16 protein-coding genes, 1 tRNA gene and 2 pseudogenes are annotated in these 14,024 nt (G+C 35.5%); 9 read left to right on the top strand and 10 right to left on the bottom strand.

Annotated elements, in window-relative coordinates; genetic code table 11:
• Nucleotides 1-22 precede the first annotated feature (22 nt).
• On the bottom strand, nucleotides 23-247 hold the full coding sequence (locus OPR46_RS00555; RefSeq protein WP_265043448.1) for a hypothetical protein: 225 nt from the start codon (nucleotides 245-247) through the stop codon (nucleotides 23-25).
• Here OPR46_RS00555 and trhO point away from each other — a divergent pair.
• Complete coding sequence (trhO, locus tag OPR46_RS00550; RefSeq protein WP_265043447.1) at nucleotides 234-1,061, top strand: oxygen-dependent tRNA uridine(34) hydroxylase TrhO; 828 nt, start codon at nucleotides 234-236, stop codon at nucleotides 1,059-1,061. The genes OPR46_RS00555 and trhO overlap by 14 nt on opposite strands.
• Here trhO and OPR46_RS00545 read toward each other — a convergent pair.
• From OPR46_RS00545 to terL, 4 genes and pseudogenes are all read right to left on the bottom strand, one after another.
• Entirely contained in the window at nucleotides 1,043-1,183 is a 141-nt protein-coding gene (locus tag OPR46_RS00545; protein WP_265043445.1) for a hypothetical protein, read from the bottom strand. The two genes, trhO and OPR46_RS00545, sit on opposite strands and share 19 nt — an antisense overlap.
• A 42-nt stretch (nucleotides 1,184-1,225) precedes the next feature.
• Nucleotides 1,226-3,676 carry a type I DNA topoisomerase gene (gene topA, locus OPR46_RS00540; RefSeq protein WP_265043443.1) on the bottom strand — a complete coding sequence of 817 codons (2,451 nt, stop codon included), beginning with the start codon at nucleotides 3,674-3,676 and terminating at the stop codon, nucleotides 1,226-1,228.
• Between the two features lie 87 nt (nucleotides 3,677-3,763).
• Nucleotides 3,764-3,862 (bottom strand): annotated as a pseudogene (locus OPR46_RS06920) (TomO hydrophobic C-terminal domain-containing protein); the annotation flags it as partial.
• Nucleotides 3,863-3,952: 90 nt separating this feature from the next.
• Nucleotides 3,953-4,744 (bottom strand): annotated as a pseudogene (terL, locus tag OPR46_RS06515) (phage terminase large subunit); the annotation flags it as partial.
• 620 nt (nucleotides 4,745-5,364) lie between these two features.
• Between terL and OPR46_RS00525 the strand changes: the two are divergent.
• Nucleotides 5,365-5,438 (top strand) — tRNA-Arg (locus OPR46_RS00525).
• An 8-nt stretch (nucleotides 5,439-5,446) separates the two neighbouring features.
• On the opposite strand, the gene OPR46_RS00520 is transcribed toward OPR46_RS00525, so the two are convergent.
• Together OPR46_RS00520 and OPR46_RS00515 are read right to left on the bottom strand one after the other, a co-directional pair.
• Entirely contained in the window at nucleotides 5,447-6,397 is a 951-nt protein-coding gene (locus tag OPR46_RS00520) for a complex I NDUFA9 subunit family protein (protein WP_010082395.1), read from the bottom strand.
• A 50-nt stretch (nucleotides 6,398-6,447) separates the two neighbouring features.
• A complete protein-coding gene (locus OPR46_RS00515) occupies nucleotides 6,448-7,977 on the bottom strand; it encodes a UDP-N-acetylmuramoyl-tripeptide--D-alanyl-D-alanine ligase (protein ID WP_265043442.1) in 1,530 nt (509 codons plus the stop codon).
• Nucleotides 7,978-8,160: 183 nt separating this feature from the next.
• Between OPR46_RS00515 and OPR46_RS00510 the strand changes: the two genes are divergently transcribed.
• The 7 genes from OPR46_RS00510 to mdh are packed head-to-tail and all read left to right on the top strand — an operon-like array spanning nucleotide 8,161 to nucleotide 11,996.
• Nucleotides 8,161-8,943 (top strand): hypothetical protein, encoded by a 783-nt coding sequence (locus tag OPR46_RS00510; protein WP_265043441.1) that lies wholly within the window; start codon nucleotides 8,161-8,163, stop codon nucleotides 8,941-8,943.
• 16 nt (nucleotides 8,944-8,959) lie between these two features.
• Complete coding sequence (locus OPR46_RS00505; RefSeq protein WP_265043440.1) at nucleotides 8,960-9,223, top strand: hypothetical protein; 264 nt, start codon at nucleotides 8,960-8,962, stop codon at nucleotides 9,221-9,223.
• Between the two features lie 3 nt (nucleotides 9,224-9,226).
• Nucleotides 9,227-9,595, top strand: a complete 369-nt coding sequence (locus OPR46_RS00500) for an HIT domain-containing protein (protein ID WP_265043438.1) — start codon at nucleotides 9,227-9,229, stop codon at nucleotides 9,593-9,595.
• 18 nt (nucleotides 9,596-9,613) lie between these two features.
• On the top strand, nucleotides 9,614-9,967 hold the full coding sequence (locus OPR46_RS00495; RefSeq protein ID WP_006279576.1) for an NADH-quinone oxidoreductase subunit A: 354 nt from the start codon (nucleotides 9,614-9,616) through the stop codon (nucleotides 9,965-9,967).
• Between the two features lie 3 nt (nucleotides 9,968-9,970).
• Complete coding sequence (locus OPR46_RS00490) at nucleotides 9,971-10,477, top strand: NuoB/complex I 20 kDa subunit family protein (protein WP_006279574.1); 507 nt, start codon at nucleotides 9,971-9,973, stop codon at nucleotides 10,475-10,477.
• Entirely contained in the window at nucleotides 10,470-11,042 is a 573-nt protein-coding gene (locus tag OPR46_RS00485; RefSeq protein ID WP_265043436.1) for an NADH-quinone oxidoreductase subunit C, read from the top strand. Before OPR46_RS00490 ends, OPR46_RS00485 begins: the two co-directional genes overlap by 8 nt.
• Nucleotides 11,043-11,045: 3 nt before the next feature.
• Nucleotides 11,046-11,996 (top strand): malate dehydrogenase, encoded by a 951-nt coding sequence (mdh, locus tag OPR46_RS00480; RefSeq protein ID WP_265043434.1) that lies wholly within the window; start codon nucleotides 11,046-11,048, stop codon nucleotides 11,994-11,996.
• A 27-nt stretch (nucleotides 11,997-12,023) separates the two neighbouring features.
• Here the strand turns inward: mdh and OPR46_RS00475 are convergent, their stop codons facing one another.
• From OPR46_RS00475 to OPR46_RS00465, 3 genes are read right to left on the bottom strand one after another with little or no spacing between them, the layout of a single operon-like run.
• Nucleotides 12,024-12,791, bottom strand: coding sequence for a TatD family hydrolase (locus tag OPR46_RS00475; RefSeq protein WP_010082353.1), 768 nt, complete (start codon nucleotides 12,789-12,791; stop codon nucleotides 12,024-12,026).
• Nucleotides 12,788-13,276 carry an RNA pyrophosphohydrolase gene (locus OPR46_RS00470; RefSeq protein ID WP_006279569.1) on the bottom strand — a complete coding sequence of 163 codons (489 nt, stop codon included), beginning with the start codon at nucleotides 13,274-13,276 and terminating at the stop codon, nucleotides 12,788-12,790. Before OPR46_RS00470 ends, OPR46_RS00475 begins: the two co-directional genes overlap by 4 nt.
• Complete coding sequence (locus tag OPR46_RS00465) at nucleotides 13,269-13,886, bottom strand: AAA family ATPase (protein ID WP_265043433.1); 618 nt, start codon at nucleotides 13,884-13,886, stop codon at nucleotides 13,269-13,271. The genes OPR46_RS00470 and OPR46_RS00465 overlap by 8 nt, the downstream gene beginning before the upstream one ends.
• Nucleotides 13,887-14,024 lie beyond the last annotated feature (138 nt).

The raw sequence follows: 14,024 nt of genomic DNA, 5'->3' as shown, positions 1-14,024 counted from the left end.
TAATTTGAATCTATATTTTATATTAAAATGTTATATGTAAAAACTGAAGATATCCAGTAATTATAGCCTTTCTTATAATAGTCCGAATGCGATAAGATATGTGTTTATGGCTATAGCAGGCCAGTAGCATATTACGGTCTGTTCGGATTATTGTAAAAAGAGCTATAACAGCCGTACTATTGAATATCTTTATAATTTTGTATATCATGTTTTTAGTTGATAAGTGAATAATCATGAGCTTCGTCATTGCAACTTTCTATCACTTTGTAAAACTCTCTAATTATTATGACATGAAAGACGAAATAAAATCTGCATGCGACAACATTGAATTAAAGGGTACTATACTCCTTGCAGAAGAGGGTGTTAATGCAACAATATCTGGTGAAAGAAACGCAATTGATAAAATATTCGATTTTCTACGTTCTGATTATAGGCTAAGGGACCTTACATGGAAAGAGAGTGCAGCAGAATATCAACCATTTAGCAAGATGAAGGTAAAATTAAAAAGAGAGATTGTGAATCTTGGTGTAAGCAATCTTGATATTTCCCTTAAGGGTAAATATGTTGATCCAGAGCATTGGGATGATTTTACTTCTCAACCTGACGTTTTAGTAATAGATACACGAAACGAGTATGAAGTGAAATTAGGCAAGTTTAAGAATGCAATTAATCCACACACACAATGTTTCCGTGAGTTTCCTCAGTGGACAGAGTCATTTTCTGAGAGTAAAGACCTGAAAGTGGCTATGTACTGCACTGGTGGGATTAGATGCGAAAAATCTACAGCATATATGAAAAGCCTTGGATTTAGTGATGTTTACCATCTTAAAGGCGGCATTCTTTCTTACCTTGAAAAAACTTATAATAAAAATGGTAATTGGAAAGGAGAATGTTTTGTTTTTGATGATAGAATTGCTGTTGATAACTCACTTACTCCAAGCAACACAATAAAATGCATATTCTGCTCAAATCAAGTTTCAACTGATAAACTGAAATCAGTTCCACGTGGCCAAGTGGTTTGTTCTGATTGTAAACTTCAGTGTTATAGATATAATAAATAAAACATCATACTGCTGCAGTTGTATGCACGTTGTGATTTGAGAGCAACCTCTACCAGAAAGGGTGTCATGCCAGTGCCCAGACACTGGCATCCAGGTTCTTTTTTTCTAGATTCCAGCGTCACACGCTGGAATGACAATAAAGAGCATATGGTTATGCAAGAAGTCTACTTCTTACCCTTAATCAACTCTAAAGCCTTCTCCAGATCTATACTCTCAATATCTGCACTCTTGCCCAAAGCAACGTTTATTTTACCGCATTTTATATAGAATCCGTACCTACCGTTGCAGATAAAAACTTCTTTTCCCTTTTCATTAACCCCGAGAGATTTTAACTCTTTGCGTGGACTGTTTGCAATAATTTGTACAGCTTCGCTCAATTCTGTATTCAGCACCTCTTTGGAGCTTTTCTTAAGAGAAAAGTATCTACCATCATAGAAAATATAGTACCCAAATCGCCCAAGGCCTATTTTTACTTCCTTTCCGGTTTCAGGGTGTTCTCCGATTACTTTTGGCAAGGAAAGTAACTGAGTAGCGGTGCTCAGATCAATCTCATTAACATTTATATCTTTTGGTATGGAAACCGTTTTTTTCTTTTTTAACTCGTTATTAAACTCCAGATAAAGTCCAAAAGGACCTTTTTTAATTACTACCTCTTGTCCTGTTATATCATCTATACCTAAACTTTTTGGATATTCTGAATTGTCGTTACTGCCCGTAATTTCTTTTGTATGGTTGCATTCAGGATAGTTAGAACATCCAAGGAACACCCCGGCTTTTCCAAAGTTCAATTTCAATATGCCACCTAAGCAAGCAGGACATTTCGTATTCACCTCTTTTTTTCCTTCTTCTGAACAAAACCAATCGATTACCAAATCGTGAATGCCGCTGAAAACTTCATCATGCGTCATTTGCTTGACAGAGTTTACATGACCAAAAAATGGCACCCAAAAGTGGCCTAATTCTTTTTTCCAATCTGCATGTCCATTTGAAATTAAATCAAGCTTTTCTTCCATTTGTGCTGTGAAATCATACTCTACACAACGCTGAAAAAAAGTTTCCAAAAATATAGTAACGATTTTACCACGACTGCTTGGAATAAACCTTTTGCTATCCAATGAAACGTACTCACGATCTTGTAATACCGAAATAATTGTTGCATAAGTTGATGGTCGACCTATACCGATTTCTTCCATTTTTTTTACGATACTTGCTTCACTATAACGAGGTGGCGGTTGAGTGAAATGTTGTTTTGGCTCAACTGAAATCAGCTTGCATGCTTCCCCTTCCTTCATGGCAGGTAGCAGGCCTTCATTTTCGGCTTCCATGTTATCTTGATAGACTCTATAAAAACCATCAAAGAATATACTCGATCCACTTGCTCGCAGAATTACTTTCTGGTCAGTAGAACTAATTTCAACTACCACTTGATCAAGAATCGCCGATTCCATTTGACTTGCAATGGTTCTTTTCCAGATTAAATCGTACAATTTAAATTGCTCTGGTGTTAGATAGTCTTTAATACTACCCGGCGTTCTACTTATATCAGTTGGACGAATTGCTTCATGTGCTTCTTGAGCATTTTTGACCTTTTTTACATATTTACGAGGAGACTGCGGTAAATATTTATCACCATATAATGACTTAATTGACCCTCTAATTGAGTTTATAGCCTCATCTGCAATATGAAACCCATCTGTACGCATGTAAGTTATCAACCCTACAGTTTCACCACCAATATCGATACCTTCATATAAATTTTGCGCTGTGCGCATAACACTTTTCACATTAAAATACAGTTTATTCACTGCATCTTGCTGAAGACTTGAAGTAATAAACGGAGGAAGCGGGTTTCTCTTAACTTGCTTGCGTTCTACTGTGCTTACAGCATATTGCCTTGATTCAATCTCCCTGACTAAGTTCTTTGCTTCTTCTTCATTCTTAATATCAAATTTTTCTAGCTTTTTATTGTCATAGTGGCTTAGCATAGCAAAAAAAGCCTCATCTTTGCTATTTTGCATTTCTGCCTTTATACTCCAATACTCCTGTGTTATAAATTTACTAATTTCATCTTCTCGTTCGCATATAATCTTTAATGCAACAGACTGCACTCGCCCTGCAGACTTGCTTCCCGACAATTTTGTCCACAGCAGTGGTGACAAACTAAATCCAACTAGATAATCCAAAGCTCTACGTGCTTGTTGTGCACGCACTAAATCCATATTAATTTCACGTGGATTTTTTATTGCTTCTTGAACTGCTCTCTTTGTTATCTCATTAAAGACTACTCTATAAATGTTGTTTTCATTACTGATTGCTTTCTTTTCTTTTAATGTCTCTATCACATGCCAAGCCATTGCTTCCCCTTCTCTGTCTGGGTCTGTTGCAAGATATATATCTGATGTTTTGCTTGCGGCTTTTACTAACTCTTTTATATACTTTTCTGCTTTTTCAATGGTTTCATACTTTATAGCAAAATCATTATCCGGATCGACAGAACCGTTTTTTGCTGGAAGATCTCTCACATGTCCAAAGGATGCAGCTACTTTGAACTCTTTACTCAAATATTTACCTATTGTCTTTGCTTTCGCAGGTGATTCAACTATTAATAATGCCATATTGTTAATTATTTTAGTACTTAAAGATAATATGTTGAGAAATATACAATGAAAAGTAAAAAAATATTTTAATGGTTCTTGTGAATTTTACGAACCTGGTTGTGGGACCTTTTCAGAAAACCCTTGGACGTTGCTATTTTTAAGTGACTTTGAAGGCTCATTACAATAGTATATGATCGCAGCAGCAACGAGAAGCTAGATTCCAGTGTCAGCTACTTGCATGACAAAAAAAGGAGCGCTGGGATGACATCCTCCCTTGTGGAAATTGCTCTCAAATCACAATGCTCGTATAGCTGCAACCCTGGAGGTACTGTTTCTCACCCACTGCAAATATTGCACGGTACTATCCACTTGGTCGTCGTGGCGCGTTTCTGGGAACATTAAAATCTCATACTCAAAATCGTTCAGCCATACTGCTTGGTGCGGCAGAAAAACCTTGCCAGACTCTATAATCGGAACAATTTGATGAAATCGAGTGAGCTTGTCATCATGTGGCACTATTTCAATAATCGGTAAATCACTGTTTGTCTTTAGCTCTTGCACCAATTGTTGACCACTTGTTTTTGCTTCGATTAAAATTGCGTGTGGTGTTCATCTTGCAGCTAGTGACAAAACCTGTTCTTTAAGCTTTGGATACTCAAGCTTTGCGCGATATACGTCGAGTAAATAGAATTTATTATCTATTTTTGCCCAGGTGATGCAGACACTAAAGTTGCTCATGTTACTTGTTGAAACCGCAGTATCCCAACTTTGTGTTATATGCGAGAGATTATCAGGAAATTTTTTATAGCGTTTCAACCACCCTGGTTTAATTATACCACTTGAAAGCGGCAGAGGGTTTTGTTGATATTGAGCAGCAAAAGCGTAACTCCCAAGTTCAGCTTTTATTATCTCAACTTCTTCTTTTCCTCCATCGAGGGGATATAACAACTGACCTTCTTCTCTTGAATATAATATCCTTACAGGTGACGCTGGTTTATTATATAATCGCCTGGTCGCACAGTGCTGAGCTACTCGGATGATAGGAACGGGAGGTATTGGCTTTTTGATTGAATAAATATAGCCTTTCTTATAATAGTCCGAATGCGATAAGATATGTGTTTATGGCTATAGCAGGCCAGTAGCATATTACGGTCTGTTCGGATTATTGTAAAAAGAGCTATAAACGCTTGACAAGCGAAATTCAGCTGCTTTTAATTGCAACTAACTTACGCTGCAAACGTTTAAGAAATTTACTAAGCAGAAAAAAAGACAAAGAATCCCCGAGTTAGCTAGTCTTTTACTATCTCTGTCGAGTATTGGCATTTTTTGATGTCTTGTAACGCTTTATAAGCGCGTTCAGCTTATTTAGATAAAAATCTAGATGTAGATGAAGTTTTGTAAAGACATACAGTATCTATATACTGCAAAAAATTGAACATAAGACGCCGATACATTAAGTAATCCTTACCTTTTAATCTGCAGATTGGCGAAAGCAAATACAATAGCTTCAGTTTCATGGTAAGGGCGCTGGCGAAGGGTGTCAAGTAAGTTTCTATATAATATTTTCTAAAATAAATAGACTTCTCGCATCCAATTTCGGTAGCGCGCGACACACAACTGCAATGACAAGGTTTTGTAAGATAAACATCATATTCACACGAAGTACTTGACTTCACTTGTACTAAGAAGCATTTTATATATGTTGTGTGCCCGTAGCTCAGCTGGATAGAGCAACAGCCTTCTAAGCTGTGGGTCGTAGGTTCGAATCCCACCGGGCACACTCTTTTATCAATACTTTCTATAAATCTTCAAGTACTCTGGCACCACATTTTCAATTGCTAATGGTCGAACCTTCATTGTTTCAAGGTCAACTGACTTTTCGATTGAACTATTCATCATAACTTTCACCTGATCTTGAGTAAGCATAGGGTTCGTATCTCCGGTTATTGGTTTTAGCAGCATAGAAATAATTTTATTTTCTAAAAAGAAAGCTATTAACTTTGCCATTGGAAAAGATACATTGATCAACAAACACTTTCTGTTAGTAACATTCAGAATAAACTTCAATAAGCTTTTGAAGGAGTAAACCTTTGGTCCACCCATGTTATAAATTTTCTTGTCTTGCTTATTAAAACTGATAATACGATATACCACTTCAGCTAAGTCTGTTACACATATGGGCTGAAATTTAGTCGTTCCATTGCCAATTAGTGGTAAAAAAGGAAGAATAGTTGCTAGTCTTGCAAATTTATTAAAGAAGTTGTCTTCTTTACCAAATACAAGGCTTGGCCTAATTATTATTGCTTTTTGAAATGCTGAAGTTACAGCTTTTTCACCTTCCAATTTACTTTTGGCATATTTTGACAACTTGCTATTTTCTATTCCCATAGCAGAAAAATGTATCATCATAGGTACATTTTTCATTTTTGCAGCTTTTGCTATCCTTTCAGCTATTTTAACGTGAACAGCGTAAAAATCGTGCTTTTTTGCTTCATATAATATTCCCACTAAGTTTATAGCTACATCACATTCTTCCATACCATCCAGAACTGATTTTTCATCAAAAAAATCGCCTTTAAATATTGATATTTGTCCTAAATTGCCACACAATTTTAAACAAGCAGCTTTTTCCTGATTACGAGTGAATATCTTTATTAAATATCCTTCTGCTGCCAAGCGTCTTACGATGTGTTTCCCTATAAACCCCGTTCCACCAAAAATAATTACACGTTTTGTCACAATTAAAGTTCCTAATAATTTGTTACTGTAAATTAATACAATGATTTCGCTTAATATTTTATTACGAATTCCCGTACAATAAGATCCATTTTCATTCCTCGTGAGCCTTTAACTAGAATTGCGTCATTATTCTGAATAATGTTAGCTAAATCACTTTTCAATTGATTAGAATCATTAAAATGCGTGCCTCTTATATTATCTGGCAAAAGCTCATGCAATTCTAACATAAATTTACCAACTGTATAAACTTTATCTATATTATTTTCTGTGATAATCTTAACCAAATCTGTATGAAACTCTATGCTTTCATCACCAAGTTCCAACATATCACCAAGCAAAGCTACTTTTCTCTGATTAGAATATGTACTCAAAGTTTTTATTGCAGTTTTCATCGAAGCAGGGCTGGCGTTATAGGAGTCATCAATTAAATGTATATATTTTTTATTGCATTTGACCTTATGAATATTGCCTCTACCTTTCGCTACACTAAAATTCTTAAGTGCAAGTGGTAATTTTGATAAATCAAGTCCGAGGCTTTGCACAACTGCTGCAACAGCAAGTAGGGAATAAGCAAAATGCTCACCTTGTACACGTAAATTACAGTTTATAATTTGATTATCACTCAGCCTGATTTTTAAACTTAATCTATTAGCAACTCGGTTTGATGTCATTCCAGCGCGTGACGCTGGAATCCAGTCTTTATTATACAACCGTCTGATATGCTCATTTGCAATTGAACTTCCTGGATCCAAGTAGTCAAGCACTGGGATGACAGAAGATAGTGCTGAAATGACAGAAGATTCATCGTTTCTTATTAAGTTTAGTAAACAAACTTCAGCATTTTTATCTTTACCGAAGCTTATTATATTTCTATTGGCGTGTGATGAGAGATAATCATAATATTTATTATCTCTGCTTAAAACCAAAGTACCGTTATTTTTCATACCATACAGAATTTCTAACTTCGCTTGTGCAACGTCAAATAGTGATGAAAAATTTTCAGTATGTGCAGGTTCGATGTTGGTAATAACTGCAATATTCGGATTACTAATTTTTGATAATTCTTTTATTTCACCAGCTTTATTCATTCCCATTTCAAGAATTAAGTACTGGCAGTTTTTTGGAGCTTTCAGAATTGTCAAAGGCAATCCTATATTATTATTTAAGTTACCTTCGTTTGCATGGGACACTCCATATTGCGATAAAACAGTATGCAGCATATCCTTTGTAGTGGTTTTCCCGACACTGCCTGTAACTGCAATAACTTTAGCATCAATAAGAACATTTCTAATGTAATATGATGCCATATCGTGCAAAGCTTTCAGGGTATCTTGTACAATCATGAGAGGGAAACTTTTATATTTACCCTCACTCACTATTGCAGCGACAGCCCCTTTTAAAAACGCTTCATGCAAAAAATTATGGCCATCAAAATTCTTTCCCTTGAGGGCAATAAATAAATCACCTTTTTTTATGCTTCTTGTGTCCGTTGAAATATTTGAGCTATGTATCCAATTACAACCATTTACGTCTCTTCCGCCAGTTGCATCAATGATATTATTTGTGTTCCATTTAAACATAATTTAGAGTATTCTTTATAATAAATTGAACAATAAAAGTAGCGAAAATACTACATGTTTTAGACAATGTGCAAATAATGGTTGCAATCCCTATAATTCTATCTCATAATGGATATAGAAGTTTAAATTTTTTCGTCTATAATTAAAGTGTATTTAGTTGTAGAAAGTACCTTGGAGGTGTGTATGTTCACAGGAAAAAATGAAAAATCTACTTCTATACTAGCTAAAGTTGGTAATGCAGCTTCGGGAGTAGGAAGTTTTCTGGGTAGAGGTGTAAAAGTTCTAGTCAAGGGTGCAGTGTACCCTATATGGCCAAAGAATTGGTTTAAGTCCTGGGATGAAATGCGGCACGACATAAAAAATGGCGGACGTTCTATTATTGGCAACCCACTTGAAGAATATGATCCACCTATAGAAGCCACACAAGCTAGTGAGGATCTTGGTGTCCAAATAATGGAGCAAAAGAAAGGAACAGGAAAGGTAACTTTTTTAGCATCAAGGACTCTGACAGGGGATATACCCTATTTGACGCCAGAACGATTAGGTAAAATAAAGCAAAACCTGCCAAATGTAACTATCTTTAAAGAAGAAAACAAAGTTGTAATTGAAGTTGATGTTAAAAAAATAATTGAAGACATCAAAAAGAACAATCCAGGAATTGATGAGAAAAGAATAAAAGAGCTTGCTCTTGAAAAAATTGCTGAAGGAGCTGAAGGAGTTGGTGGCAACCTTAAAAAGCTAGCAAAAATTACTGGCGGAGAATTTAAAGTTCACACAGACTTAAAATTGCTGTATGGTATTGCAGAAAAATTGTATAAGGAATATGATGATCAAAAGCAGTCATCAGACAAAGTTGTGAAGTCTGATGTTGGTCAGCCTTCAGAAACTATAGCTTCAGGTGAGAAAAAATGGGCGCAAGAAGCTATAAAAGCAGGTAAGTCGCAAAGTTGTGGAATGCAAAAATAAGTTATAGGGGAGTGTTATGAGTGAAGCTAAAAAAATAGAGGAAAGACATCATAGTCTAACTGTTCCTGGGGATATGTATCACTTACAACCAGGAGTTATTACTGGAAAAAGGGTAAGTGGAATAGAAACCTCTTTGAAAGAACAGCAGGACATGGTAAAAGAACAAGTAAGGGAACTTGTAAGCTCTTTAAATCTTGAAGATGCTTCTGGTGAAACGATAAAACCACTATCTACACCTAATGTAGAAAAAAACGAAGGAAGAGGGAAAGGTCGCTCTTAAAATATGAGCAATGAAGTTTATGATAGCAATAACATCTTTGCTCAAATATTAAGGGATGAGTTACCTTGTGAGAAGGTGCATGAAAATGAAAATGTAATAGCTTTTCATGATAAGTACCCCGACGCACCAGTTCATATTTTAGTTATACCAAAAAATCAATATATTTCATATGATGATTTCATTCTAAAAGCTCCTGAAGAGGAAATAGCGGATTTCTTCAAAACTGTAAGAGAGATAGCACACAAATATAATCTAGAAAAAACAGGATATAGATTAGTCACTAACTACGGTGAAAATGGAGAGCAGGTTGTACCACACTTTCACGTGCATATTTTAGGTGGTAAAAAATTAGGAAAGCATGTAAACTCATAGTGTTATATGTTTTGTTAAATGAGCGAATATTTAACCATAGTAATCTTTATCTGCGTATCAATTGTAGTATCTTTTGCTTTAGGTATATTGCCTATGTTTCTTGCAGTGAGTAAGCCAGATGGTGAAAAGCTTTCCACATATGAGTGTGGCTTCAATCCACTATCCAGTGCAAGAAAAAATTTTGACATTAAATTTTATCTAGTTTCAATATTATTTATAATATTTGACTTAGAAATTGCTTTTCTTTTTCCTTGGGCTGTTTCTTTATCTAAGATAAGCTATGGTGGATTTTGGTCTATGATGGTATTTCTTGCAATACTCACTATAGGTTTTATCTATGAATGGTGTAAAGGTGCATTAGAGTGGGAGTAGTTTATGACAAATCAAATTCTATCTAATGATGACTGGGGTCGTTATAAAAAAGAAGGGTTTCTTGTCACTAAATTTGGTGATTTAACAGATTATGTAATGAATTGGGCAAGGTCTGGTTCATTGTGGCCAATGACATTTGGTCTTGCATGTTGCGCAGTTGAGATGATGCATACTGCATCCAGCCGTTATGATCTTGATAGATATGGTATAATGTTTCGTGCAAGCCCACGTCAATCAGATGTGATGATTGTTGCTGGCACACTAACTAATAAAATGGCAGCAGCATTGCGCAAGGTTTATGATCAAATGGCAGACCCGAAGTATGTTATTTCCATGGGAAGTTGTGCAAATGGTGGTGGTTATTACCATTACTCTTATTCAGTAGTCCGAGGCTGTGATAGAATTGTGCCAGTTGACGTGTATGTCCCTGGATGCCCACCAACCGCTGAGGCGTTGCTATATGGAATGCTATGCCTACAAAACAAAATAAAACGGACTCGGAATGGATAAAACTGCAAAGTATATACAAAAAAAGACCAAATGCGAGTGCATTCAAAAAGATGATGGCATTATTATAATATATTCAACTTTAGATGAAATTGAAAAGCACCTATTCTTTCTACGTGATGATGAAAAGTGTAGGTTTGAACTATTAGTTGATATTTTTGGGGTTGACTATCCAAATAGAGAGAAGCGTTTCGAGCTAATATACAATCTGCTCAGCATTGTGCATAATATTAGAGTACACATAAAGCTTCAGTTATGTGAAAGCGACATGCCTCCAAGTGTAGCGAGGATATTTAGTACGGCTTTGTGGTTTGAGCGTGAAGTGTTTGATATGTATGGAATAGAGTTTTCTGATCACCCTGATTTGCGTAGGATTCTAACAGACTATGGATTCAAAGGTCATCCAATGTTAAAAGATTTCCCTCTCACTGGTTATGAGGAAGTAAAATATGATATAGAGACAAAAAAGGTTGTGTATAATCCTATAGATTTACCGCAAGATTTTCGTATGTTTGATAGCTTATCGCCTTGGGAAGGTAAAACCATAAAAGTAAATACAAAGGAGTAGAAAATGACAGTACAAAGAAAAAAAATATCTTTGATCGGTGCAGGAAATATCGGTGGAACTCTCACCCATATGATTGCACTAAGGGAACTCGGTGATGTTGTTTTACTTGATATTAGTGATGGAATACCACAAGGTAAAACACTCGACATAGCAGAATCATCCCCTATTGATGGATTTAATGTCAATATTACTGGCACAAATAGGTATGAAGATATAAAAAACTCCGATGCAATTATACTAACCGCTGGCATCGCTAGAAAACCTGGAATGAGCAGGGATGACCTCCTGCAAACCAATGCTAAAGTAATGAAGGAGGTTGGCGAAAATATTAAAAAATATTCTCCAAACGCGTTTGTAATAGTGGTTACCAACCCTTTGGATGCCATGGTTTCAGTGGTGCATAAATTTTCAAACCTTCCAACTAATATGATTGTTGGCATGGCAGGAGTGCTTGATTCTTCCCGTTTTCGTTACTTTCTTGCAAGTGAGTTAAATATCTCAGTTGAAGATATATCTGCTTTTGTGCTTGGAGGACATGGCGACACTATGGTACCACTAATCAATTGTGCTTCAGTTGCTGGAGTTCCACTTACTCAAATTATCGATATGGGTCTTATCACACAGAAAAAAGTCGATGAAATAGTTGAACGCACTCGCAATGGCGGTAAAGAAATAGTTGATCTGCTTAAGTCTGGATCTGCATACTACGCTCCTGCATCTTCAGCTATATGCATGTTAGAATCATATTTAAAAGATAAGAGGCGCATATTACCATGTGCTGCTTACCTTAATGGTGAATATGGTGTAGAAGAGTTGTTTATTGGTGTTCCTGTAATTATTGGAAAAAACGGAATTGAAAAGATCCTAGAAGTTAAAATGAATGATAGTGAACAAGAAATGTTTAATAAGTCTGTAAACTCGGTGAGAGAGCTGGTGAAATCTTTAGGTTCATAAGCAAATTAATGGTTTTATAGAGCTTCTTTATAGCTCAAACAGCCTAAAAAAGTTGCTTGTGGTTACCTTCGCTACTTGTTCTGGTGACTCATTCCACAACTCTGCCAAACAATCAACAACGTATTTCACCATTGCTGGTTCATTCTTTTTTCCCCTATAAGGCTCAGGTGATAGATATGGTGCATCAGTTTCGACTAAAACACGCTCGCGTGGTACATTTTGTGCAATTTCTCTGAGTAAGCTCGCATTTTTAAAAGTAATAATTCCAGAAAATGAAATATATAACCCCAAATCTATAGATTGATAAGCAAGTTCTTTAGAGGAAGCAAAGCAGTGCATTACTCCACTAAAAGCACCGGCTTTCATTTCTGACCTTAACATATCGATCATCTCATTATCAGCGCTTCTTGTGTGAATAACTAAAGGTAGTCCAGTTATTCTTGACGCTTCTATATGTAATGCAAAACTTTTTTTCTGATTGTCTTTGTTGTCAGATTTATAAAAATCTAACCCGGTTTCACCGATACTAATTACCTTTTGGTTCTTGGTAAATTCAACTAATTCATCAACGTGTATACACTCACCGTTTTCTATAGCAGCATCAAGCGGATGTATACCAACAGAGGAGTAGACCTGATCATAGGATGAAGAAATTTTTAATAACTTAGGAACATCGTCAATGCTTACGCATATGTTATGCAAAACCTTTACACCATTTTGCTCTGCCCTTGAAATTACTTTTGGTATTTCATCGTCAGAAAAATAAATCAAGTGGCAATGAGAATCTACTATCATGAGCTTATTGTTGAGGCTTTTATTATAGAAGAAAACTCTTCTATCACTGTTTTATAAACTTCTTTTTTAAATGATATAGCACTTGCTACTAAACTATCTATACCTTGCCAACGCCACTCTTTGAACTCTGGATGACCAGTATAATTAATATCAATGTCCTCATCCTCTCCGCAAAACTTCATTAAGAACCACCTTTGCTTTTGACCAGAATATTTTCCATTCCAGCATATTGGTATAACTTCTTCAGGCAAGTTGTAGTATATCCAATCCTTGCTTTTAGTTATAACCTTTACTTTATTAGTACCAACCTCCTCTAGCAACTCACGTAACGCTGCTTGTTCCAGTTCCTCACCATCATCAACACCTCCTTGTGGCATCTGCCAGTAAGAATCGCTATCAAAGCGTTTTCCAATAAAGGCATGTCCTTGTCTGTTAAATAGCATTATGCCAACACAAGGACGGTACTTATCTTTCTGCTCAACCACGAGTACGCTCTGTTTTTAAATGATTTGTTACAGAAGTTTTAATTAATTTTCCATTTTTTTCTTTCTTCATCTCTTCAACAATTTTCTTTGCAACTTCCTTTGCAGTCAAGTTCGAGTTATCAATTTCAAGCGAACCCTCAGGTATAAATAGCCTTTTCCCTTCAATTTTCTTTATAGCAAAATCCGGATCAGTAATTTTATTTTCCTGATATCTCTCTTCTGATTGGACACGTCTTACTAGTTTTTCATTATTACAATGTAATACTACAGAAAAAATTTCCATGTCCATTTTTTTACTTAAATTTACCACTGAGTTATATAATCTTTGGTCATAGGGATCACCCTCTATCAATTCATTTGTAAATATATAATGTTTTGATTTTACGTAGTGTTTTTCCAGTATTGCTAATACATTTTCCCTAACTGCAAAAATTTTTCCCCATAGGTCATCTGGAACTTCAGCGTTTTGTAATTTAACAATATCAAATATAATATTATTGAATAGATTATTGCTTACTATTACTGCACCAATGATTTTACACAGTTCCTTTGCAGTAGTAAACTTACCACTGCCTGGAAAGCCGATTAAGTAGATGAGAGTCTTGCCCATAATGAATACTAGTAAAAAGCTATTTTCAATTATATAAAAAGTATATACATTGTACATGCTAAAAACATGATGATAAAATAGATGCAGGTAATACCTTTAACAAGTAGTTGCGTTGAAAATAGTTCATATTTAGAAATT

Origin of the sequence: Wolbachia endosymbiont (group A) of Scambus nigricans, assembly GCF_947251485.1 — a bacterium.
GTDB classification, from domain to species: domain Bacteria; phylum Pseudomonadota; class Alphaproteobacteria; order Rickettsiales; family Anaplasmataceae; genus Wolbachia; species Wolbachia pipientis.
Note: the sequence above shows the minus strand (reverse complement) of the source record. Positions and strands in the feature narration are given on the sequence as shown.

Coding starts and splice junctions, on each gene's coding strand:
- mdh (WP_265043434.1), top strand. CDS start 11,046: ATGACAGTACAAAGAAAAAAAATATCTTTGATCGGTGCAGGAAATATC.
- OPR46_RS00490 (WP_006279574.1), top strand. CDS start 9,971: ATGACAAATCAAATTCTATCTAATGATGACTGGGGTCGTTATAAAAAA.
- OPR46_RS00495 (WP_006279576.1), top strand. CDS start 9,614: ATGAGCGAATATTTAACCATAGTAATCTTTATCTGCGTATCAATTGTA.
- OPR46_RS00510 (WP_265043441.1), top strand. CDS start 8,161: ATGTTCACAGGAAAAAATGAAAAATCTACTTCTATACTAGCTAAAGTT.
- OPR46_RS00555 (WP_265043448.1), bottom strand. CDS start 247: ATGACGAAGCTCATGATTATTCACTTATCAACTAAAAACATGATATAC.
- OPR46_RS00500 (WP_265043438.1), top strand. CDS start 9,227: ATGAGCAATGAAGTTTATGATAGCAATAACATCTTTGCTCAAATATTA.
- topA (WP_265043443.1), bottom strand. CDS start 3,676: ATGGCATTATTAATAGTTGAATCACCTGCGAAAGCAAAGACAATAGGT.
- OPR46_RS00465 (WP_265043433.1), bottom strand. CDS start 13,886: ATGGGCAAGACTCTCATCTACTTAATCGGCTTTCCAGGCAGTGGTAAG.
- OPR46_RS00485 (WP_265043436.1), top strand. CDS start 10,470: ATGGATAAAACTGCAAAGTATATACAAAAAAAGACCAAATGCGAGTGC.
- OPR46_RS00475 (WP_010082353.1), bottom strand. CDS start 12,791: ATGATAGTAGATTCTCATTGCCACTTGATTTATTTTTCTGACGATGAA.
- trhO (WP_265043447.1), top strand. CDS start 234: ATGAGCTTCGTCATTGCAACTTTCTATCACTTTGTAAAACTCTCTAAT.
- OPR46_RS00515 (WP_265043442.1), bottom strand. CDS start 7,977: ATGTTTAAATGGAACACAAATAATATCATTGATGCAACTGGCGGAAGA.
- OPR46_RS00505 (WP_265043440.1), top strand. CDS start 8,960: ATGAGTGAAGCTAAAAAAATAGAGGAAAGACATCATAGTCTAACTGTT.